The 21,585-nt window shown below is 65.0% G+C and carries 19 protein-coding genes; 10 read left to right on the top strand and 9 right to left on the bottom strand.

The annotated features are described in order from the left end of the window. Window positions 1-182 precede the first annotated feature (182 nt). Window positions 183-1,196 (top strand): LacI family DNA-binding transcriptional regulator, encoded by a 1,014-nt coding sequence (locus FFS35_RS11790; protein ID WP_249341594.1) that lies wholly within the window; start codon window positions 183-185, stop codon window positions 1,194-1,196. On the opposite strand, the gene pgmB is transcribed toward FFS35_RS11790, so the two are convergent. Next, the gene (pgmB, locus tag FFS35_RS11785; protein ID WP_249341593.1) at window positions 1,193-1,861 is read right to left on the bottom strand and encodes a beta-phosphoglucomutase; all 669 of its coding nucleotides are present in this window, start codon (window positions 1,859-1,861) and stop codon (window positions 1,193-1,195) included. The genes FFS35_RS11790 and pgmB overlap by 4 nt on opposite strands. Continuing rightward, window positions 1,858-4,032: a glycosyl hydrolase family 65 protein gene (locus FFS35_RS11780; RefSeq protein WP_137787292.1), complete on the bottom strand. Its 2,175-nt coding sequence runs from the start codon at window positions 4,030-4,032 to the stop codon at window positions 1,858-1,860. Before FFS35_RS11780 ends, pgmB begins: the two co-directional genes overlap by 4 nt. Before the next feature lie 110 nt (window positions 4,033-4,142). On the opposite strand from FFS35_RS11780, the gene FFS35_RS11775 reads away from it, so the two are divergent. Both FFS35_RS11775 and FFS35_RS11770 read left to right on the top strand, forming a co-directional pair. Further along, a complete protein-coding gene (locus FFS35_RS11775; protein WP_137787291.1) occupies window positions 4,143-5,405 on the top strand; it encodes an MFS transporter in 1,263 nt (420 codons plus the stop codon). A gap of 203 nt (window positions 5,406-5,608) precedes the next feature. Then, the gene (locus FFS35_RS11770; protein WP_137787290.1) at window positions 5,609-7,159 is read left to right on the top strand and encodes a cryptochrome/photolyase family protein; all 1,551 of its coding nucleotides are present in this window, start codon (window positions 5,609-5,611) and stop codon (window positions 7,157-7,159) included. Window positions 7,160-7,292: 133 nt separating this feature from the next. Here the strand turns inward: FFS35_RS11770 and poxB are convergent, their stop codons facing one another. The 3 genes from poxB to FFS35_RS11755 all read right to left on the bottom strand — a co-directional run bounded on the left by poxB (window position 7,293) and on the right by FFS35_RS11755 (window position 10,519). After that, window positions 7,293-9,041, bottom strand: a complete 1,749-nt coding sequence (gene poxB, locus FFS35_RS11765) for a ubiquinone-dependent pyruvate dehydrogenase (protein WP_137787289.1) — start codon at window positions 9,039-9,041, stop codon at window positions 7,293-7,295. 147 nt (window positions 9,042-9,188) lie between these two features. After that, window positions 9,189-9,605 (bottom strand): DUF1330 domain-containing protein, encoded by a 417-nt coding sequence (locus FFS35_RS11760; RefSeq protein WP_137787288.1) that lies wholly within the window; start codon window positions 9,603-9,605, stop codon window positions 9,189-9,191. Further along, the gene (locus tag FFS35_RS11755) at window positions 9,602-10,519 is read right to left on the bottom strand and encodes a haloalkane dehalogenase (RefSeq protein ID WP_137787287.1); all 918 of its coding nucleotides are present in this window, start codon (window positions 10,517-10,519) and stop codon (window positions 9,602-9,604) included. The genes FFS35_RS11760 and FFS35_RS11755 overlap by 4 nt, the downstream gene beginning before the upstream one ends. 105 nt (window positions 10,520-10,624) lie before the next feature. On the opposite strand from FFS35_RS11755, the gene FFS35_RS11750 reads away from it, so the two are divergent. The 4 genes from FFS35_RS11750 (at window position 10,625) to FFS35_RS11735 (ending at window position 13,029) form a co-directional block, all read left to right on the top strand. Next, window positions 10,625-11,194: a sigma-70 family RNA polymerase sigma factor gene (locus FFS35_RS11750; protein WP_171007606.1), complete on the top strand. Its 570-nt coding sequence runs from the start codon at window positions 10,625-10,627 to the stop codon at window positions 11,192-11,194. Then, entirely contained in the window at window positions 11,184-11,849 is a 666-nt protein-coding gene (locus tag FFS35_RS11745) for an anti-sigma factor (RefSeq protein ID WP_137787286.1), read from the top strand. The genes FFS35_RS11750 and FFS35_RS11745 overlap by 11 nt, the downstream gene beginning before the upstream one ends. Window positions 11,850-11,942: 93 nt before the next feature. Further along, window positions 11,943-12,473 carry a fasciclin domain-containing protein gene (locus FFS35_RS11740; protein WP_249341605.1) on the top strand — a complete coding sequence of 177 codons (531 nt, stop codon included), beginning with the start codon at window positions 11,943-11,945 and terminating at the stop codon, window positions 12,471-12,473. Window positions 12,474-12,612: 139 nt separating this feature from the next. Next, window positions 12,613-13,029, top strand: coding sequence for a DoxX family protein (locus FFS35_RS11735; RefSeq protein WP_137787284.1), 417 nt, complete (start codon window positions 12,613-12,615; stop codon window positions 13,027-13,029). Between the two features lie 6 nt (window positions 13,030-13,035). On the opposite strand, the gene FFS35_RS20335 is transcribed toward FFS35_RS11735, so the two are convergent. From FFS35_RS20335 to egtB, 4 genes are all read right to left on the bottom strand, one after another. Beyond that, window positions 13,036-13,197, bottom strand: coding sequence for a hypothetical protein (locus tag FFS35_RS20335; protein ID WP_249341592.1), 162 nt, complete (start codon window positions 13,195-13,197; stop codon window positions 13,036-13,038). A 233-nt stretch (window positions 13,198-13,430) separates the two neighbouring features. Beyond that, window positions 13,431-14,387: a rhodanese-related sulfurtransferase gene (locus FFS35_RS11725; protein WP_137787283.1), complete on the bottom strand. Its 957-nt coding sequence runs from the start codon at window positions 14,385-14,387 to the stop codon at window positions 13,431-13,433. 78 nt (window positions 14,388-14,465) lie between these two features. Continuing rightward, complete coding sequence (gene egtD / locus FFS35_RS11720) at window positions 14,466-15,446, bottom strand: L-histidine N(alpha)-methyltransferase (protein ID WP_137787282.1); 981 nt, start codon at window positions 15,444-15,446, stop codon at window positions 14,466-14,468. Next, on the bottom strand, window positions 15,440-16,705 hold the full coding sequence (gene egtB, locus FFS35_RS11715) for an ergothioneine biosynthesis protein EgtB (RefSeq protein ID WP_137787418.1): 1,266 nt from the start codon (window positions 16,703-16,705) through the stop codon (window positions 15,440-15,442). The genes egtD and egtB overlap by 7 nt, the downstream gene beginning before the upstream one ends. A 248-nt stretch (window positions 16,706-16,953) precedes the next feature. Between egtB and FFS35_RS11710 the strand changes: the two genes are divergently transcribed. The 3 genes from FFS35_RS11710 (at window position 16,954) to FFS35_RS11700 (ending at window position 21,583) form a co-directional block, all read left to right on the top strand. Then, window positions 16,954-17,958 carry a bile acid:sodium symporter family protein gene (locus tag FFS35_RS11710; protein ID WP_137787281.1) on the top strand — a complete coding sequence of 335 codons (1,005 nt, stop codon included), beginning with the start codon at window positions 16,954-16,956 and terminating at the stop codon, window positions 17,956-17,958. Between the two features lie 175 nt (window positions 17,959-18,133). Beyond that, the gene (locus FFS35_RS11705; protein WP_137787280.1) at window positions 18,134-19,879 is read left to right on the top strand and encodes a DEAD/DEAH box helicase; all 1,746 of its coding nucleotides are present in this window, start codon (window positions 18,134-18,136) and stop codon (window positions 19,877-19,879) included. Between the two features lie 72 nt (window positions 19,880-19,951). After that, window positions 19,952-21,583 carry an acyl-CoA dehydrogenase gene (locus tag FFS35_RS11700; protein WP_137787279.1) on the top strand — a complete coding sequence of 544 codons (1,632 nt, stop codon included), beginning with the start codon at window positions 19,952-19,954 and terminating at the stop codon, window positions 21,581-21,583. Window positions 21,584-21,585: the final 2 nt, after the last annotated feature.

Here is a 21,585-nt window from a genome sequence, read left to right as displayed (position 1 = left end):
GAGAGTGCGTTTCGCAATCGTCGACACGCACGGAAACCGCGCATCGGCGCGCCTTGACGTTGCGCCGACGGCCTTCCCCAGCCTACCCTCACGTGCAAAGTGGCAAGCGGCCACGGCGGCGGTGATCGCGAAACCGGTTTCAACGGCTTCGGCGTGAGCCCCCGCTATCGGGAGTGAGAATATTGACGCGTCGGCGCGGCATGGACGTGAATATGGGCGATATCGCCCGGCTGGCGAACGTCTCCAAGCCTACGGTGTCGCGCGTCCTGAACAACAGCCCGCTGGTCAACGAGGAAACGCGAGAGCGCGTGCTGCGCGTCGCGCGCGAAAATGGCTATGCGATCAACCGGAACGCGCAGAAGCTGCGGCAGGCGCGCAACGATACGATCGCCGTGGTGCTGGACCTTGCCTCGCATCGCGCCGGCCGCATCGCTGATCCGTTCATCTTCGAGTTACTGGCGGGCGTGTCGGAGGCGCTGTCGGTGCGCAATCAGGATCTGCTGCTGTCGCCGCCCAATCTTACGGATGCGCAGAGCCATATCGACCTTGTCAGTTCGCGGGTTGCGGACGGGTTCATATTCCTCGGCCAGGGTGCGAGAGGGCTGATGCTGCGTGACCTGGCGCGCGCTGGCGCACCGTTCGTGGTATGGGGCGGCGTCGATCCGGCCGAGCCTTATTGCGCGGTCGGCAGCGACAACCGTCTTGGCGGCAGACTGGCGGGCGAGTTATTCGTCGAGCGTGGCGCACGTCGCTGGATGTTCGTCGGCAACACCGCTCATACCGAGATCGAGATGCGTCTGGCCGGCCTGCGTGAAATCGCCGCCGATCATCCCGGCGTCACGCTCGAGCATCTGGCGGCGGAGCAGATGGCCTATGCCTCAACCTTTCAAGGCGTAGCGCAGCGGCTGCGCGACAAGGCGCCACCGCCGGATGCGGTGTTCGCTTTTTCGGACACGGCCGCGATGGCTGTCATTGCCGCCTTTCGCGAAATCGGGCTTGAGGCCGCACGCGATTATTCGCTGTGCGGCTATAACGACATCCCGCCTGCGGCGCATTTTACACCCGCGATCACCACCATCGAACAGGAAACGCATCTGGCGGGAGCGCTGCTGGTGGAAAAACTGATGCAGATACTCGAGGGAGGAAAGCCGAGGTCGAGCGTCCTGCCGACCCGGCTGATCGTCCGCGAAACCTAGGCGCCTTCCGGCGCCAACCGCAGCACCGCCGCGAAATCGACGGCTGCCGTCGACTCATAGACCCGGTCGGCAGCGGCGAGAACGATCGGATCGCCAATCCCGACCGCCGTCATGCCGGCGGCTTTGATCGCGGCGACCCCTGCGGCGGCATCCTCGAAGCCGACACAGGCCGCAGCCGGCGTGGTCAGCGCGTCGGCGCATGCCAGGAAGATATCCGGTGCAGGCTTGGACAGGGCGATCGCGGCCGCGTCGGCCACGAAATCGAACGCGTCGAGCAGCCCCACGCGCGCGAGCACCGCGGTCGCGTTGCGGCTGGCAGACGCCACCGCCAGCGCCAATCCTGCGCCGCGTGCAGCCGTCAGCAGCGCACGCGCGCCAGGCAACACATCGTTTCGGCCCATTGTTTCAAGCGCTTCGAGGTAAAAGCCGTTCTTGCGCGCGGCGAGCTCGTCCTTTTCGGTCGCCGTGCGCGTTATTCCGCCCAGCGCCAGGATATGGTCGAGCGATCCCATGCGATCGACGCCTTTCAGCGCCTCATTCTCATGCTCGGTGAACGGAACGCCAAGTTCGTCCGCGATCCTTTTCCACGCGACGAAGTGCAGCCTGGCGCTATCCACCAACACGCCGTCCAGATCGAAGATCGCCGCCCGAAATGCCACCGTCACGCCGCGTCCGCCGGTGTGACGATATCTTCCCCACGACAGCGTACCGCGACGGCGGTGTCGCCACGCACCGTTGCGCGCGCGTGTCGCCCGGAAACACTCACCTCGATCCGCGCACCGCGAAACGCCACGGTAAAAGCATAGCTCGCCAACCCCGGAATCTCGATCGGATCGAACGTCAGCGCGTCGCCGTCGATACGCATTCCCGCAAACCCCATCGCCAGCGCGCTCCAGCTTCCCGCGAGTGCCGCCATGTGCAATCCGTGATCGGCATTGCCGAAGAGATCGGACAGGTCGGTCAAGGCCGCGACCCGCCAATAATGCGCTGCCCGCGCACCATCGCCGACCCGCGCCGCAGCCGTGGCGAACGCGCTGGCCGAGAGCGTCGAATCATGCACGGTCGTCGCCTCGTAGATATCGAGCATCCGGCGCCCCGCGTCGGCACCGAACGCTTCCGGCATCAACGCCAGCGCGAGCACCGCATCCGCCTGTTTCGATACGCGGTGACGATAGATGGTCAGCGGATGGAAATGCATCAGCAGCGGATAGGCGCTCGCGGGCGTCTGCGCATATGGCCAGGGTTGCAGGGCAAAGAACGCATCGTCCTGCGCGTGAACCTGCCTTTGCTCGTCGTATGGCAGCCACATCTTTTCCGCCGCGCGGATCATCCGCGCCGCCTCCGATGCGTCGATCAGCCCGGCAGCTTCGCCCTCGCGCGCGGCGAAGCGCAGGTGCCGCGCGGCCATCATGTTGGTATAGAGGTTGTTGTTGACGATCGCCGAATATTCATCCGGCCCGGTCACCCGGTTGATGACGAATGCGCCGTCGCGCGCCGGATCGTGGAAGCCGATCTGCAGCCATATCCGTGCCGTTTCCACCAGCAGCGCCGCGCCGCCGGCCGCCAGGATCGTGCGGTCTCCGCTGGCCGCGACATAGGTTTCCAGCGCGAAGGCGATATCCGCGTTGATGTGATATTGCGCCGATCCCGCCGGGAAGAAGGACGAGCATTCGTGCCCGCCGATCGTTCGCCAGGGATAGAGCGCGCCCGCCGTCTGACCCATTGCCCGCGCGTTGTCCCGCGCGGCATCCAGCCCGGAAATCCGCCATGCCAGCATCGCGCGCGCGATCTCCGGCCGGGTGAAGGCGAACACCGGCAGGACGTAAAGATCGGCATCCCAGAAGACATGCCCCTCATAGCCTTCGCCGGTCTGCCCCTTGGCCCCGATCGAGGTCTTGCCGTCGCGCCCCGCCGCCATCACCAGTTCCGCCAATGCGAACCGGATCGCCAGCGACGCCTTGGGATCGGCCGGGACCGCGACATCGCAGTCGGCCCAGAAACCAGCGAACCAGCGCTCGTGCTCGGCCAGGATCGCATCGTATCCGTCGGCGCTCGCGCACCGGATGGCCTCGATCGCGCCGCTTTCCGGATCGGCATCGCGCAGGGCGTGATAGCTCGATACGAAATCAATCTGCACATCGTCGCCGATGGAGCGTCGATCGATCAGCTTCATCGCCGCCGCCACAAGGAAACCGCTGCGATCAAGTCGATCGACGCGCAGCGCCAGCCCAGCCTCGTCGTGCACTTTCTGCTCGATCCACGGACTGCGCTTCAGCGCGGGTGCGATCCGTGGGTCATAGACCGCATCGGCGGGCGGCGGCGCCGGCTCGCCAGCACCGGGCGGCGGCGCGACACAGGGCAGCGCCGTCACCTGATGGCCCGCAGTGTGGCGAACACGGGTGAGCACCAGCCCCTGGCGGGTCACCGACGCGAACTGCTCGATCGTGATCGTCGCGCCGTCGACGGCGATCGTCTCGGTTCGCAGTCCCCGTGAAAGATCCAGCGCCACCTTGTCCGCCGCGCGCCGGGGCGAGCCGTCGATCAGGATCGCCGGCCGTGTCGCATCGGCCACCGCCAGCCGCATGTCGCTCTCGCGCGCGAAGCCGTGCGCCGCTTCGTGATAGGCTATGGGCACCCGCTCATAGACGCCATTGAGATACACTCGTGGATCGCCCGGCGCGTCCCCCGGACCGCGCACGCCGACGAATCCGTTGCCGATCGAGAAAATCGCCGCGACATGGCCGGGGCGCTCGCGCTCGGCTATTGCGGAAAGATGCCAGCCGTCGTCAGCGAACCGGAGCGACGCGAATGACGTTTCCGGTAATGATCGCGCCACTGCATTGCTCTCCGCAAGATGGCGACCGTTCGCCCGATTTGCTTATGATATGCATTTCATAATAGGAAATGGTCAAGACATAGTCCGGGCAATCCGGGCAGGGGAGGATGATGAACAGGACACGGCTCACGATCGCGCTCGCGCTCAGCTATGCCATCTTCGCGGTTCTGCTCAACAGCGTCGGGACGGTGATCCTGCAATCCATCGAGTCGTTCGGTGTGACCAAGGGCGCCGCCAGTTCGCTTGAAGGGTTCAAGGATCTGTCGATCGCCGCCACAAGCTTCCTGCTGGCGGCGCAATTGCCGCGCTTCGGCTTGCGTCGCGCGCTGATCGTGGCGCTGAGCGGCGTTGGTCTCGCCTGTCTCGCGATGCCGCTGGCACCGGGATTCTGGACAACGCGGCTCGTTTTCCTGGCGATCGGGATCGGCTTCGGGCTCGCGAAGGTATCAGTGTACAGTTTCGTCGGACTCCTCACGCAAGGCAGCGCGCGGCATGCATCGCTCCTCAATCTGATCGAGGGAATATTCATGCTCGGCGTGCTGAGCGGTTATTGGATCTTCGCCGCGTTCATCGATCCGGTCGCGCCCGGGAACCTGCAGTGGCTCAACGTATATTATGTGCTCGCCGGCGCCTGCCTGCTTGTGGTGATGCTGCTTGTCGTAACGCCGTTCGAGGAACGGGCGCTGCAAAATGAAAAGGCTGCCGCGCCCGAGCGCCGTTTCGCCGAGATGCTTCGCCTCGCCTGGCGGCCGCTTTCGTTAAGCTTCATCGCCGCGATCTTCTGCTACGTGCTGGTGGAGCAGGGCATCGGCTCGTGGCTTCCGACGTTCAACCGTGAGTTGCTGGGTCTCTCTGCGCCGATGAGCGTGCAGGCGGCCTCGATCTTCGCGGTGAGCCTGGCGGCGGGGCGCCTGGCCGCAGGCGTGATCGTACGGCGCACGGGCTGGTTTCCGCTGGTCTGCGGCTGCCTCGTCGCGATGGCCATATTGATCGTCGCGGTCCTTCCGCTCGCTGAGGCGCATCATGGCGAGGTGACTGCCTGGAGCCGGGCCCCGATCGCCGCATTCGTGTTTCCGATGATCGGGCTGGCGATGGCACCGATCTATCCGGCGCTCAATTCCGCCATTCTCTCCGCCATGCCCGCGAGCGAGCAGCCGCCGATGGTGGGCCTGATCGTGGTATTCTCCGCGCTCGGCGGAACGACTGGCTCGTTCATCGTCGGCCATGTGTTCGCCGCAGCGCATGGCGCGACGGCGTTCTACATGCTTCTGGCCCCGATCGCCGCGCTGGCCGGGACCACGATTTTGGTAAAAAAGGTGCTCGCGAAAAGCACTCGCGACGAAGGGGCGCCGCTTGATGCCCGAGCTACCTAAATCTAGGCCGCCACGGCCGAGATGGCGTTGTGCGACATGGGCGCGGACACGCGCGCCGATCGGGTGCCGAATAGAGTGATAACAGCGCCACCGACGACGGCCTTGCGGTGCCGGCGGGGATTGACCATGCCGGCCGACGTCCCACCGACGAAGCTGTTCGCTGCGAGGCATCCACACGTCCGGCTGGACGTTGAAGCCGACGTATGACCGTCCTTATCCCCGTGCTTGGCGATCAGCTCTCGCACAGCCTTGCCTCCTTGCACGACGTCGCCAAGGCTGACGCCGTGATACTGCTGATGGAGGTGGCGGACGAAACGACCTACGTTCGTCACCACAAACGCAAGATTGCGCTGATCCTTTCCGCCATGCGACATTTCGCGAAGGAATTGCGGAATGCCGGATGGAGCGTGGATTATGTCCAGCTTGACGCACCCGGCAACAGCGGCAGCTTCACGGGAGAGGTCGCGCGGGCGATCAAACGGCACCGGCCGGCATCCATCCGCATCGTCGAGCCTGGCGAATGGCGCGTGAAGAAGATGATCGACGGCTGGTCGACGCACTTTGATCTGCCGGTCGATATCCTGCCCGACGACCGCTTCGTTTGCGGTATTCTGGAGTTTCAGACCTGGGCACAGGCCCGCACCGAACTCACGATGGAATTCTTCTATCGCGAGATGCGCCGTAAAACCGGGCTGCTGATGAGCGCCGATGGCAAGCCCGAAGGCGGGCGGTGGAACCTCGACAAGGAAAACCGCGCGCCGCCCCGGCGGGGGATCAAGTATCCGGCGCCGATGCACTTCGCGCCCGACGATATCACGGGCGAGGTGCTGGCGATGGTCGCGAAGCGCTTTTCCGGGCATTTCGGGCGCCTCGACAAGTTTGCGCTGCCAGTCACCGCCGGGCAGGCGCGTCGTGCGCTCGATCATTTCATCCGTACCGCGCTGCCCGATTTCGGCACGTATCAGGATGCGATGGTGACCGGTGAGGATTGGCTATATCACAGCTGGCTCAGCCCGGCGCTGAATCTTGGCCTGCTGACGCCGCTCGATGTGGCGCAGGCGGCCGCCGACGCCTACGCCGCCGGCGACGTGCCCCTCAACGCCGCGGAAGGCTTTATCCGCCAGATCATCGGATGGCGCGAGTACGTTCGCGGCTATTACTGGATGGAAATGCCCGATGTCGCGAACGCCAACGCGCTAAAGGCGAAACGGCCGTTGCCAGAGTTGTACTGGACCGGCGATACCGACATGCGCTGCATGGCGGAGGCGATACGCAACACGATCGATCATGGCTACGCGCATCATATCCAGCGCCTGATGGTACTCGGCAATTTTGCGATGCTGGCGGGCGTTCGGCCGCAGGATGTCGCTGACTGGTTTCTGGTGGTCTATGCCGATGCTTATGAATGGGTGGAGCTGCCCAATGTGATCGGCATGAGCCAGCATGCAGATGGCGGGCGGCTGGCGACAAAACCCTATGCGGGCGGTGGCGCATACATCAATCGAATGTCCGACCACTGCGGGCATTGCCGATACGACGTGAAGCAGAAGACGGGGGCAGATGCTTGCCCCTTCAACGCGCTCTATTGGGACTTCCTCGCGCGCCATGAGCGCCGCTTTCGGCGCAACAGGCGGATGACCCAAATGTATGCGAACTGGGACCGGATGGCGTCCGGGCAGCGCGACGCCTATCGCGCGAGCGCCGCGTCGTTTCTCGAAAGCCTTGAACCGGCGGCTGAAGGCTGGGCGCGTTGATTCTCAACAGCCTCCGGATCCGTACTCGGGAGGTATATCCGTCGGGAAGGGAATAACGGTACGCGCAGCGATCGGGATTGCGGCTAGGGCGGTGGCAGGCAAGATGGCGCCACTGCGCCCGTATCCGATGCCGCTAGAAAAGCCGCTTCAGAAGTCCCGCGTTTGTTTTGCCAAGCTCTATCACCGAGTCGCCTCGGCCGGACAGGATCGCCTTCGCCATATAGAGAGTGAACCCCTTCATCTGCTCCAGCGTGATCTTGGGTGGCATCGACAGTTCGTCGCGCGCGGTCACGGCATCCAGCAACGCGGGGCCTGGATGCTCCAGCACCGCGCGAACCCCGTTTTCCACCTCGCCCGGATCGGTGATGCGCACGCCGTGCAGACCGATCGCCCGCGCCATCGCCGCGAAATCGGGATTGTCGAGCGAAACGCCGGTTTCGATCAGCCCCGCAGTTTTCATCTCCATTTCCACGAACCCGAGCGTGCCGTTGTTAAAGACGATGATCTTCACTGGCAGCCCAAGTTGGCGAACGGTCAGGAGTTCACCCATCAACATCGCCAGCCCGCCGTCGCCAGACAGCGTCACGACCTGACGATCGGGACAGGCTGACTGAGCACCGATCGCCTGTGGCAGCGCGTTGGCCATGGAGCCGTGATTGAACGAGCCGATCAGTCGGCGGCGCCCGTTCATTTTCAGATAGCGCGCCGCCCAGATTGTCGGCGTGCCGACATCGCACGCGAACACCGCATCTTCGCTGGCCAGCGCGCTCACGACGCGCGCCACATGCTGCGGATGAATTATGCCGGTGCCGGCCTTGCCGTGGGCCAGCTCGTCCAGCCCTTTGCGCGCTTGCGCGTAATCGGCGCGGGCTGATTGCAGGAACGCGCCATCGCGTCCGGCTTTCAGAGAGGGGATCAGCCCCGCCAACGTCGGCGCGATGTCGCCAACCAGCCCCAGGTCAATGGCGGCGCGCCGACCGAGATTTTCCGGCCGCAGGTCGATTTGCGCGACTTTGGCCTTTTCTGGATAAAACTGTCGGTAGGGGAAGTCCGTGCCGAGCATCAGCAGCACGTCGCACCCCATCATTGCGTCGTAGCCACTCGAGAAACCGATAAGTCCGGTCATGCCCACGTCGTAGGGATTGTCGTATTCGATGAACTCCTTGCCACCCAGCGCATGGACGATCGGGGCCTGGAGCAGTTCGGCGACCTGCAGCAGCTCGGCGTGCGCGCCCTTGCAGCCCCGACCGGCCAGAATCGTCACTTTTCCCGCACCGTTCAGCAGCGCTGCAAGCGCCGCTATTTCTGCCGCAGCGGGCACCGTGCAGGCGACCGGCGGCAGCAACGCCGCCGCTGATCGTGTGGGCGTGCCAGTCGCGGCGCGCAATGCCACGTCACCGGGCATCGCCACGACCGACACGCCGCGATGGCCGACCGCCGCGCGTATCGCGGTTTCGAGCGTCCGGGGCATCTGGTCCGCGTCGGAAATCGTCTCGCAATAAACGCTGCATTCGCGGAAGAGCGCCTCCGGCCGGGTTTCCTGAAAGTAGTTCGAGCCGATTTCCGCGCTCGGAACCTGCGCGGCGATCGCAAGAACCGGTACGCGCGTTCGGTGACAATCATACAATCCGTTTATGAGGTGCATGTTGCCCGGCCCGCAAGATCCCGCGCACGCCGCCAGCCGGCCCGTTATCTGCGCTTCTGCTCCGGCGGCGAATGCGGCAGCCTCCTCGTTACGCATGTGCACCCATTCGATCCGGCCCTGGCGGCGCAGACTGTCAGTCAGTCCGTTCAGGCTGTCTCCCACCACGCCATAGATGCGCTGCACCCCGGCGAGATGGAGCGTTTCGGCAAACAGATCGGCAATGGTAGGCTTCGGCATCAGGCTGACTCCGCAGGGCGGGATATTCCCGATCGGCGATCCGGCGGGCAGGACGCTAACGTTTCAGGCCCCGATCGGGATGCAAGCGGTGCGCTCTTTGCATCCGGCACATCGCGCCGTACCACACCGCCAAACGACTGACCAAGATCAGGCGCGTGCCACCGGGGTGGTTCGAATGTTGAGCTGGCCTGCGAGCCCCGCGATCCGGTGCTTCTCGATTGCCTGATATTCGGGGAGCTGGATCATCGCCATCATCGCCGCACGGGAGGGATAGCGCGCCAGCGCAACCATATCCCATAGTTCGTCCACCGCGCCGATCATGATTTCGGTGATGGCACCAGCGTATAGTGCCTCGCCGCCTACCGCCTGAAGGCACGCCCGCACGCCTGCGCCATATCGCGCATAGGCCTCGCGGCCGGAAAGATGCCCTTCACTGCCGTCCGGATATTCGGCGCGCTCCCTGAATTTCAGGAGGTTGAGCATGACAAACGGGCCGTCATCGGCGGCGCTGAAGAATGCCGCCGCCTGCTCGGCCGGCGGAAATACAGCGTTCTCGCAGTTCATCGCACCGCTCCAATATCGTGTGCGATCAGCCCGTCGATCAGCGCGCATAGTTGCTCGGGCGCGTCTTCCTGGATGAAATGCCCGCCGCCCTCGATAATGACATGATCTTGCCCGCACGCGCCGGGGATGGTTTCGATGAACAAGCGCTCGCCGCCGCGGGTCACGGCGTCCTTGTCGCCGAACGCCGCGAGGACCGGGCGATCAAAACGTTCCAGCACCTGCCACGCCGCCCTGTTCTCCGCGACGGACGCGTGATTGGCGGTGATCGGCACCAGCGCAGGGAACTGCCGCGCGCCGGCCTTGTAGCTTTCATCGGGGTAGGGCGCATCGTAAGCGGCGATCTCGGCGGCGGTAAGCTCGCGCGTCGTGCCGCCGTTGACGATCGCGCCAGCCGGGAACACAGGCACGTTCTGGCTGAACGCAAGCCACGCGTCGAAGCCCTGGGACGATCCCTTCCCGATCGGCAGCCCGGTGTTCGACAGGACCAGGCGCGCGAAGCGATCGGGGAATGCCGCGACCAGCCGCAGGCCGATCAGCCCGCCCCAATCCTGGCAGAACAGCGTAATGCCCCGAAGATCGAGCGCAGCGAGCCAGCAGCTCATCCAGGCCACGTGGCGCTCGTAAGTATAGTCGGTGCGCTCGGCTGGCTTGTCCGATCGGCCGAAACCGACCAGGTCGGGCGCTATCACGCGATGTCCGCGGGCGGTCAGCCAGGCAACGAACTTGCGGTAAAGGTATGACCAGCTCGGCTCGCCGTGCATGAGCAGGATCGGCGCCGCACTGCGCGGCCCCTCGTCAAGATAGTGGATCCTGAGCTCGGTGCCGTCCGCGTCGGTAACCGTCAGATAGCGCGGCGCGAACGGATAGTCGGTCAGATTTTCGAATCGCTCATCCGGCGTTCGCAGTACGCGCATGCAGCCCCTCCATATTATGGCACTGACAGTGTCAAAATATCGTCCGAAGGTCAACGAGACGGCGACGCGATTGCCGCCGCACTGTGTCCGCGTTACGAGACGTTCGTGGCAACCTCCTCCGATCAGCCGAATGCGCGGGCGCAACTGGCCGAGGCGTTGCTGCGCACCGGCGCGGAGGACCGTTCGGCGCTTCAGGAAGTGTATCGGCTGACATCCGCGAAGCTATTCGGCATCTGCCTGCGTATCTGTGGAGACCGCAGCAGTGCCGAGGATGTGTTGCATGAAGTCTATCTCACGATCTGGAAAAGGGCTGGCGCGTTCGAACCTGGACGGGCGAGCCCCATTTCCTGGCTGGCGACGATCGCACGCAACCGGGCGATCGATTGGGTGCGTGCGCGCGGCGCGCGGCCATCCAACCCGATTGAGGAGGCCGACAACGTGGCAGACGCATCGCCCGATCAACTGACGCTCATCGAGCGCGATGAGGAATCCCGGCGCCTGCGTGATTGCATGGACGCACTGGACGAGCGCGCGCGCGACGCGATCCGAACCGCTTTCTTCGACGGCGTCACCTATGCCGAACTCGCCGCGCGCAAGGGGCTGCCGCTGGGCACGATGAAGAGCATCGTGCGCCGGGGTCTGCTGCAACTGAGAGGGTGTGTCGATGTCGACTGACGCGCCCGGTTCTGGCCCCGACATGACTGCCGCCGAACTCGCGCTTGGGCTGCTGGACGGCGCGGAGCGCGCGGAAGCGCTGCGTCTCACGCTGTCCGACCCCGCGTTCGCGCGCGAGGTGGAGGAGTGGCGCCATCGCCTCGCCGGGTTGTTCGATGAGTATGCGGAGGTTCCCGCGCCCGAATGGGTGGCCGAGCGACTGGCCGCACGATCGCCGCGACGGCGCGCATCATGGCCGTTCGTCGCGACGCTCGCCGCAATGGCAGCGGCACTGGCGCTGTTTTTCGTCGTCCGGCCGATACTTTCGCCCGTTGCGCCGCATCAGATGATGGCGGCCTCGTTGTTGCTGAACGACAAGACGGCGGCGGTGCCGGCGGTCATCGATATGGCGACCGGGGAGATGCGTGTTGGCGAGGCCGCCGTAGCGCGGGGCGGCAAAAGCGCGCAGCTTTGGATGATCGGCGGCGACGGCGTGCCGGAGGCGATGGGGGTGCTTGCGGCGACCGGACCATCGCGTATGACGCTTCCGGTCGCGACGCGCGCACGGCTTGGCGCGGGCGTCACGCTCGCGATCTCGATCGAGCCGAATGGCGGATCGCCGACCGGCAGGCCGACCGGGCCAGTGGTGGCCAGCGGCAAACTTTCTCTCGCCTGAAGTGCATCCGATCGTCGCTGACGTTCGTATCTGCCTATGCACGCGCGATCTGCGTGTTCCAGGAGCAGGCACATGAAAGCAATCCGTAAGCTGATGTTGGCAACCGCGCTCGCGGCCGGTGCGACCGCCGGTATCGCCGCAACGACGAACCCGATGGTGGGCGGCGCCGCGATGTATCCGACCAACAACATCGTGGAGAATGCGGTCAATTCAAAGGATCACACGACGCTCGTCGCTGCAGTTAAGGCTGCCGGTCTGGTCGATACGCTGTCCGGCCCCGGCCCGTTCACGGTGTTCGCGCCGACGAACGAGGCTTTCGCCAAGCTGCCGGCGGGCACGGTCGACACCCTGCTGAAGCCGGAGAACAAGGCGCAGCTCACTGCCGTGCTGACCTATCACGTCGTGCCCGGCCGCATCACTGCAGCCGATATCGCCGCGAAGGCAGCGCAGAATATGGGCAAGGCGACCTATGCGACGGTGCAGGGCGAGACGCTGACCTTCACCAAATCGGGCAAGGGCTGGTGGGTCGCTGACGACAAGGGCCACAAGGGCCGTATAACCATCCCGAACGTCATGCAGTCGAACGGCGTCATCCACGTGATCGATACGGTGATGATCCCGTAATTGTAGTATGGGCCGGCGCCATAAAATTAGGGTGCCGGCCCGATCTGCGGTTCGATGGCCGCAGTGTACCGAATGATCGCCGTCATATCTCCATGAACGATAACGCGATGGGTTTGTTTTCATCCCCGAACGCCAAGCGATGAACGCGCGCAGATCATCCTTCGTGAAGGATTTGCGCGGTAATCTGGCACGAGTGACGATCGCGCCGCTCTTCTTGTTGGCGGGCGCCCTGCATCTGACGCGGCCAGACATCTTCGTGGCGGTTACACCGTCGTTCGTCCCTTATCCCTATGAGGCCGTGCTTCTTACGGGTGTGGCCGAACTTCTGGGAGCCGTAGGCCTTTTCGTGCCGCGAACGCGCGCCCTGGCAGGCATGATGCTCGCGCTCTATGCAGTGTGCGTCTACCCTGCGAACATCGCCCACGCGGTCCACGATCTGTCGACCGGCACGGGCCTTGGTTGGGCCTATCATTATCCGCGACTGTTCGTTCAGCCGTTGATCTGCTGGTGGGCACTGGCGGCGGGAAGATGCCTCATCGGGCGATCAAGACCTTGAACTTCCTCAGGTCGCGATTGACCCCCGCGCATCGGCGGCGAATTTCGCGTCGGCCGTCTCCGGCTGCCTAAACAGGGGCATCTTGACCTCCGCGCCGTCACGTTTCTCAGTCACGCGCAGCGGCACGTCAATCAGCGCATTGCCGCCCGTCTCGACCCGGTTATCCATGATGCCAAAGGGGTGTGCGGGGTGAAGCGGATGCGGATCAGGCCGTCGGAGCCGTTCGCGAGCTAGTCGTTCCGATCGCGGCGGGGATTAGATTCCACCAGGCCCGAAGCTCAGCGCTGAAAAAAGTCCGGTTGTCAGATACGCTCGTAACGCGCGCGACGCCTGGCGGATAGAGATGCTGAACGTGCGTGCGGGAAGCATGATCTCTCAGTTTCTCCAAACGGCACGATACCCTAACCGGCTTTTGAGGGATCGAATGACGCGCCGATATGCGCGACGCCACGCTTCTCCGCAAAGCGCGTCTGGCGCATCCGCTCGGCATAGCGGGCGCGCTGGTCGTTGCTGCGCTCGGCATGACAGCGCGGGCAACTGACACCCTCCTCGTATAACGGCGAGGCGCGGTCGGCGGCATTCAGCGGCATCCGGCATGCACGGCACAACTCGTGGGAGCCGGGCGTGAGACCGTGCGATACCGCCACGCGTTCATCGAATACGAAGCATTCGCCCTGCCACAGGCTTTCCGCCGCCGGCACCGTTTCCAGATATTTCAGAATGCCGCCATCCAGGTGATAGACCTGCTCCACACCCTCCGACTTGAGGAAGGCGGTGGCTTTTTCGCAGCGGATGCCACCGGTGCAGAACATCGCCACTTTAGGTTGCGTCTCGCCGCGGAGCAGCGTGTCGCGATTGGCGCGGAACCACGCCGGAAAATCGCGGAAGGTGGGCGTTTCCGGGTCGATCGCACCTGTGAACGTTCCGATCGCGACCTCATAATCGTTGCGCGTGTCGATCAGGATCGTGCCCGGCTCAGCGATCAGCGCATTCCAGTCGGCGGCGGCGACGTAGTGGCCGGCATCGCCGAGCGGATCGATATCCGGCTTCCCCATCGTCACGATCTCGCGCTTGATGCGGACCTTCAGCCGGTGAAAGGGGAGCACGGCAGCGCGCGAGAACTTGGGCTCCAGCGCGGCGCAGCCCGGCAAGGTGCGGATAAGCGCGAGCAATTGCGTGATCGCATCGTCGCTGCCAGCCACCGTGCCGTTGATGCCTTCGGGAGCGATAAGCAGCGTGCCCTTCACACCGAGCGCGACGCAACGGTCGTAGAGGGACGCGCGGATCGCTGGGCAGTCATCGAAGGCGGCGAAGCGATAAAGCGCCGCCACGCAGATCGGCAGATGGGGATCGGTCACGTAAAAACCCGGCTGACAGTCGTTATGTCCTGCGCGCTCTACAGCCCATCCCGCGATTGCGCCACCGCTCGCACCGGCTCAGGGTGCGGGGCGGGCGGGCTGCGCTTCGGCGAGATAGATCGCAAACTGCTCGTCAGGATCGGTCCATTCGGCGATCGGTGTCCATCCACCAGCGCGGAGCAATAGCCGCGCATCGCGCGGGCCGTATTTATGACTGTTTTCGGTGTGGATCGTTTCACCGCGCGCCATCGAGAATGCACGGCCATCAACCGAGAAGGCAATATCGCGCGTCGCCTCCAGATGCATCTCGATCCGCGCACGCTCGGCGTTCCAGATCGCGCGGTGGTGGAAGGCGTCGACCGGAATCGTGCCACCCAGTTCGCGATTGATCCGTGTGAGCAGATTGAGGTTGAAGGAAGCGGTGACGCCGGCGGCATCGTCATAGGCGCGTTCGAGCGTCGCCTGATCCTTGATTCGGTCCATCCCGATCAACAGCATCGCTCCTTCACCGAGCGCTCGGCGCATCATCCGCAGCAGATCGGTCGACGCATATGGGATGAGGTTGCCGATCGTGGAACCCGGGAAGAAGCCAAGCTTCGGTAACGCCCGAACCTCCGACGGCAAAGTCACGGGCGTCATGAAGTCCGCGACCAGCGGATGGACCGGTAGCGCGGGAAAGAGTTGTGCCAGATCGCGGGCGGATTCGTGCAGGAAATCGCCGGATATATCGATCGGGACATAAGCGGACGCTTCGACGGCGGTGAGTACCGTCGGGGTCTTGGCGGACGAGCCCGAGCCGAACTCGATAACCGCCCGGCCACGCCCGGTGTGTCGTACGACATCCTGGCCAATCGTCTGGAGCAATGCTGTTTCGGTCCGCGTGGGGTAATATTCGGGCAGCGCGGTGATATCCTCGAACAGTTCCGAGCCGCGATGATCGTAGAACCATCGCGCGGGGATCGCGCGTGGCCGACGCATGAGGCCATCGATGACGTCGGCACGAAATGCCGCGTCGGGCGCGTTCAGCGTAACCAGTATTTCGTCGTCGCGTTTCAGCATGGAAGGTCCGTTGCCAATCGCACGCCGGTGAACTGCCAGCGCTGATGTGGGTAAAAGAAGTTGCGATAGCTCGCCCGTGCATGGCCGCGAGCCGTTGCGCACGATCCGCCGCGCAGCACGAACTGGCCGCTCATGAACTTGCCGTTATACTCCCCCACCGCGCCGGGCGCAGTGCGGAAGCCGGGGTAGGGGCGATAGGCGCTGCCGGTCCACTCCCATACATCGCCGAAAAAGCCAGGGTCACTCGGCGGGCGCGGTTCGACCGGGCCGGCAGCATCGAGCAGGTTTCCAACCGCACGATCATGGCGCCCGGCCGCGACTTCCCATTCCGCCTCGGTCGGCAGGCGCGCCCCCGCCCAGCTCGCATAGGCATCCGCCTCGAAGAAGCTGATATGCGTCACGGGTGCGGCGAGATCGACCGGCTGGCGGCCGTCCAATCCGAAACGGGACCAAACGCCATCGCCGCTTTCCCAGTAGAGCGGCGCGCCGATGCCCTCGCGTTGTGCCCACGCCCAACCGTCGGACAGCCAATACGCGGCGTTTTTATAGCCGCCGTCGGCGATGAAGGCCGCCCATTCGCCGTTGGTGACGGGTCTATCCGAAATAGCATATGGCGCCAGCCAGGTGCGATGTCGCGGCCCTTCGCAGTCGAAGGCGAAGCCGGCACCGTCATTCCCGATCCATGCCTCGCCGCCGGGATGCTCGATCCAGCCAGACTTAGCGGGCAGGGCGACCGGGCGGCGACGGGCGACAGGCCATATCGCGGGCTCGAGCGGGTTTTGGGAGAACAGGTGCAGGATATCGGTGAGAAGCAGCTCCTGATGCTGCTCTTCATGATGGCAGCCCAGTTCGACGATCTCGCGCGCCTGATCCGGAAGGGCCGGCAACGCAGCCAGCAGCGCCTCGTCCACCGCGTGGCGGTAGCGGCGGATTTCGTCCAGCATGGGGCGCGTAAGCATCCCGCGGGCTGCGCGGCTGTGGCGCTTGCCCTCCGCTTCATAATAGCTGTTGAACAAGAAGGGGAAGCGATCGTCGTGCAGGCGATAACCGGTCACGAAATCGCGCAGCACGAAGGTCTCGAAAAACCATGTGGTGTGCGCAAGATGCCATTTGGCCGGGGAAGCATCGTCCATGGACTGGACTGTGGCATCGGCATCGGACAGCGGCTCGGCCAACGCCATTGTTAGCGCGCGCGTGGACGCATAACGGGTGGCGAGTTGGCTATCGGAAAGGCGGGAGCCGGATCGCGCGGCGCGCATATTCTGACCCGAGCTTTCGATCGTCATCTTGCTTGCATCCGTGGGATTGATAAGACGACGAACTGCTACGCCGTTCGACTGCACACCCCCGTCGTGCCATCATCAAGCCCGTCGGGAACCAACAAAACGCAGATGTGCATGATTTGTTCATCGAAAGTCCAGATACCGCTCGAGCCGGTGCTTTTGGATCCGCGCGCAACGGTTTAGGTGAACGCCGTTCATCGAGTTTGCGTATCGGGGAATGAGCCATGAAGATCGACGGTTTCCTGCTGGCGATGCTGGGCGCGATCTTCCTGGCGTTCGTCGCGCCGGAACTCGGCGCGCCCGGCGGGCCGCTGCACATGGGCCTGGTGACGACGCTGGGGATCGGCTTCGTTTTCTTTCTCCATGGCGCGAACCTGTCGCGAGATGCGCTGAAGGCCGGGGCGGCGAATTGGCGCATCCACGCGGCGGTGCAGGGAAGCACGTTCGTTCTTTTTCCGCTGATCGGTTTCGCGATCTTCTTCGGGTTGCCGCTGCTGCTGACGTACGAGGTGCGGCTTGGCCTGTTCTTCCTGTGCGCGTTGCCGTCAACGATTTCCTCCTCGGTGGCGATGACGAGCCTGGCGCGCGGCAACGTGCCGGCGGCGGTGTTCGACGCGTCGCTGTCGGGCATCATCGGCATGATCGTCACGCCTATGCTGATCGCCACCGTGGTGGCGGTGGGCGGGACATCTTTCCCGGTGCTGCCGGCGATCCTCGATATCGCGTTGACGCTGCTGCTTCCGTTCGCGATCGGCCAGGCAATGCGCCCGCTGATCGCCGCGTGGCTGGTGGCGAACAAGCGGATCATCAACCTGCTCGATCGCGGCGTTATCGTACTCATTGTCTATTCGGCGTTCTGCGAATCCACCGCGTCCGGCCTGTGGCGGCAGTATTCACCGTGGGTGATCGCGGAGATCGCGCTGTTCGCCGCCGCGCTCCTGGCGCTGGTGCTGTGGCTCACCGCCGCGCTGGCGCGCGCATGGGGATTTTCCCTGCCCGACGAAGTGACGACGGTGTTCTGCGGATCGAAGAAAAGCCTCGCCAACGGTGCGCCGATCGCCAAGATATTGTTCGCCGGCAGCCCCGCACTGGGCATGATAATGTTGCCCGTGATCCTCTATCACCAGATGCAGCTAATCGTCTGCTCGATTCTCGCGCGCCGCTATGCCGCGCGGGCTACAACGCCGGGTGGTGGCGAATCGACGATGGCGCGCGCGCGGCAATCGTGATAAAGCGCCGCGATCGATGAAGCCCGAACTGCTGGCGCCCCTCGTCCGAGTGGTCGCGCTGCTCCCGCTGGAATCGACCCCGCTTCAACGGGTTTGTGAGCAGCCGCACAGCTGCCTCGACCGCCGCTGATTTCGTCCCCAGGCCGTGTCCGCGGCCAGATTGTCCGTGAGTTCAATGACCTTTTCCAATCTTCCGCCCGTGATCGCCGAGGCGCTGGCCGACCGTGGCTATGACGCACCTACCGCCGTGCAGGCGGCCGTTACAGCGCCCGAAGCGGAGGGGCGCGACCTGATCGTTTCCGCACAGACCGGCTCCGGCAAGACGGTCGCCTTCGGCCTGGCCATGACGCATGAGTTGCTGGGCGGCGAACCGGCGATGCCGTTCGCCGAAACGCCGCTGGCACTGGTGATCGCGCCGACCCGCGAACTCGCGTTGCAAGTGAGCCGTGAGCTTGAATGGCTTTACGGCAAGGCACGCGCGCGGATCGCTACCTGCGTCGGCGGCATGGATGCGTCGAAGGAGCGGCGCGTGCTGCGTGGCGGCGCACACATCGTCGTCGGCACGCCGGGACGTCTGCGCGATCACCTCGAACGCGGCGCGCTCGATCTGTCGGCGCTGCGCGTCGCGGTGCTCGATGAGGCGGACGAGATGCTCGACATGGGCTTCCGCGAGGATCTGGAGGAGATTCTCGACGCGACGCCGGAGGGCCGGCGCACCTTGCTGTTTTCGGCCACGATGCCGCGCCCGATCGTCGCGCTCGCCAAACGCTACCAGCGCGATGCGCTGCGGCTCGCGACGACGAGCGAAGAGCGCGGGCATGGCGACATCGCCTATCAGGCGGTGACGGTATCGCCGTCGGAGATCGAGGCGGCGGTGGTCAATCTGCTGCGCTTCCACGCCGCGGAGACGGCGATGTTGTTCTGCGCGACGCGGGATAATGTGCGGCGATTGCATGCCACCCTGCTGGAGCGCGGCTTTACCGCCGTGGCGCTCTCCGGTGAACATTCGCAATCCGAGCGCAACCGCGCGCTACAGGAATTGCGCGATCGCCGCGCTGCGGTTTGCGTGGCGACGGACGTGGCGGCTCGCGGAATCGACCTGCCCAGCCTCAGCCTCGTCATCCATGTGGAAATTCCGCGCGATGCGGAAACGTTGCAGCATCGCTCCGGCCGTACCGGGCGCGCGGGGAAGAAGGGAACGGCTGTACTGGTGGTGCCCTATCCAGCGCGTCGCCGGGTCGATGCGATGCTGCGTGGGGCGCGGATAAATGCGGAGTGGATTGCTGCTCCGACGCCCGAGGCGATCCGCGCGCAAGATCGTGAACGCTTGCTCGCCACACTGCTGGAGCCGGTGGCGTTCGACGAGGATGACCGTCTGCTCGGCGCCAAGCTGCTCGCCGAGCGGTCGGCCGAGGATATCGCCGCCGCGCTGGTTCGCGCGTATCGCGCCGCGATGCCCGAGCCCGAGGAGATGATCGAGGATACGCCGGATGCCCGCCGTGCGGCGCAGCAGGAGCGGCACCGCCCGGGCTTTGACGACGTGGTGTGGTTCCGCATGGATGTGGGGCGGCGGCAGAACGCCGATCCGCGCTGGATATTGCCGTTGCTGTGCCGGCGCGGACATATCTCGCGCAACGAGATCGGCGCGATCCGCATCGGCCCTTCGGAAACGCACTTCCAGATTCCACGTGCGATTGCCGCAAAGTTCAACGCCGCGCTGGCAAGAACGGCGGGCAGCGGCGGCGAGGAGCAGGATGTACGCATCGCCCCCTCCGACGGACCACCGCATCCCGCCGCGCGCGGGGATCGCCATGGCGGCGCGCCCCAGACGCACGGTCAGGCGCGCGCGCCCTATCCGCGCAGCGGCGCGCGCGCGGGCGGCAAGCCAAGGCAGAGCCGGCCTAACGCCAGACCGCGCTAAGCGCTGGTGACTGGCGCTCTGCCATCGTTCGCCATATCGGGGAGCGGCAGCGGCGGAGAGGGAAAGCGGCCAATGGCGAAAATCGTGGCACTGGCGGCACTTGAGCAGGCGCTGGCGGCGGTGGTGCGCGCGGTAGCCGTGGCATGTGCGCCGGGCGGGCGGCTCGACGGCGCGGCGCTCGATGCCCAACAGTCGGTGATCTACGATCTCGCCCTGTGCCACGCTGACCTGCTTGCCGCGCGTGAGGCGCTGGCGGACGGGCGGTCTGCGCTTGATAGAGCGCTCGGCCATGCTTTCGCGGCGGAGGTCGCGCCTGCGGTGCTCGTTCGGTTGGAAGGCGCCTATCTTTCGATCGGGCTTTCCATTGAACCGCTGGATGCGGTTACCGGGGACGTGAGGGTGCTGCGCGCCGAGGCGGGGCGCCCGGGGGGGGTGGCTGAGATCGGACGAGAGGTAATAGCGGCCACCGGCGAGCTTGGCGATGTCGCGCTCGATGACCAAACCGTGATCGCGCGGGATGCCTTTCGCCGCTTTGCGAAGGACGTGGTCGCGCCGCTGGCCGAGGACATTCACCGCCGCGACCTGACCGTGCCCGAATCGTTGCTGCGGCCGATGCGCGAAATGGGAGTCTTCGGCCTGTCGATCCCGGAGCGGTTCGGCGGCTCCGCGCCGGACACGGGCGAGAATACGCCGCTTATGATAGCTGTTACCGAGGCCTTGTCCGAAGCGTCGCTTGCGGCGGCGGGGAGCCTCATCACCCGGCCGGAAATTCTTTCCCGCGCGCTGATGGCTGGCGGCACTGCCGAGCAGAAGGCGCATTGGCTGCCGCGCATCGCCGCCGGCGACCCGCTTTGCGCCATCGCGATCACCGAGCCTGACCACGGATCGGATGTCGCCGGGCTCACCCTGCGCGGCGCGAGAGTTGCCGGCGGCTGGCAGCTCAACGGCGCAAAGACGTGGTGCACTTTCGCGGGCAAGGCGGGCCTGCTCATGGTCGTCACCCGCACTGATCCGGACCGCTCGCTCGGGCATCGAGGGTTGAGCCTGTTGCTGGTCGAAAAGCCCGCGTTCGACGGGCATGAATTCGTGGTCGAGCAACCCGCCGGCGGTGTGCTGCGCGGACGTGCGATCCCGACGATCGGCTATCGCGGGATGCATTCATTCGATCTGGCATTCGAGAATTTCTTCGTCCCCGATGCGAATGTCGTTGGCGGCGAGGAAGGTCTCGGGCGCGGCTTCTACCTGACGATGGCGGGGATGACCGGCGGCCGCATCCAGACCGCAGGTCGCGCGCTCGGCGTGATGCGCGCGGCGCTCAAAGCGGCGATTGATTACGCCCGAGATCGCAAGGTGTTCGGCGCGCCACTGGCCGATTATCAGCTTACCCTGGTGAAGATCGCGCAGATGGCGGCGCGCTTCGCGGCTTGCCGCAGCCTCGCCTACGCTGTGGGGCGATCGCTGGACGAAGGCGGTGGCCAGATGGAGGCCAGCCTTGCCAAGCTGATCGCGTGCCGATCGGCAGAGATCGTGACGCGCGAGGCGCTGCAGATCCACGGCGGCATGGGCTATGCCGAGGAAAGCGCCGTCAGCCGCTACTGGATCGATGCGCGCGTGCTGTCGATCTTCGAGGGCGCGGAGGAAACGCTGGCACTGAAAGTGATCGGGCGCGGGCTGCTTGAGGAGGCGCTCACCCGATCGTGCTGATC

The organism is Sphingomonas sp. 3P27F8, assembly GCF_005502745.1.
Lineage (GTDB): Bacteria > Pseudomonadota > Alphaproteobacteria > Sphingomonadales > Sphingomonadaceae > Sphingomonas.
This window is presented reverse-complemented; position numbering and strand designations above follow the sequence as displayed.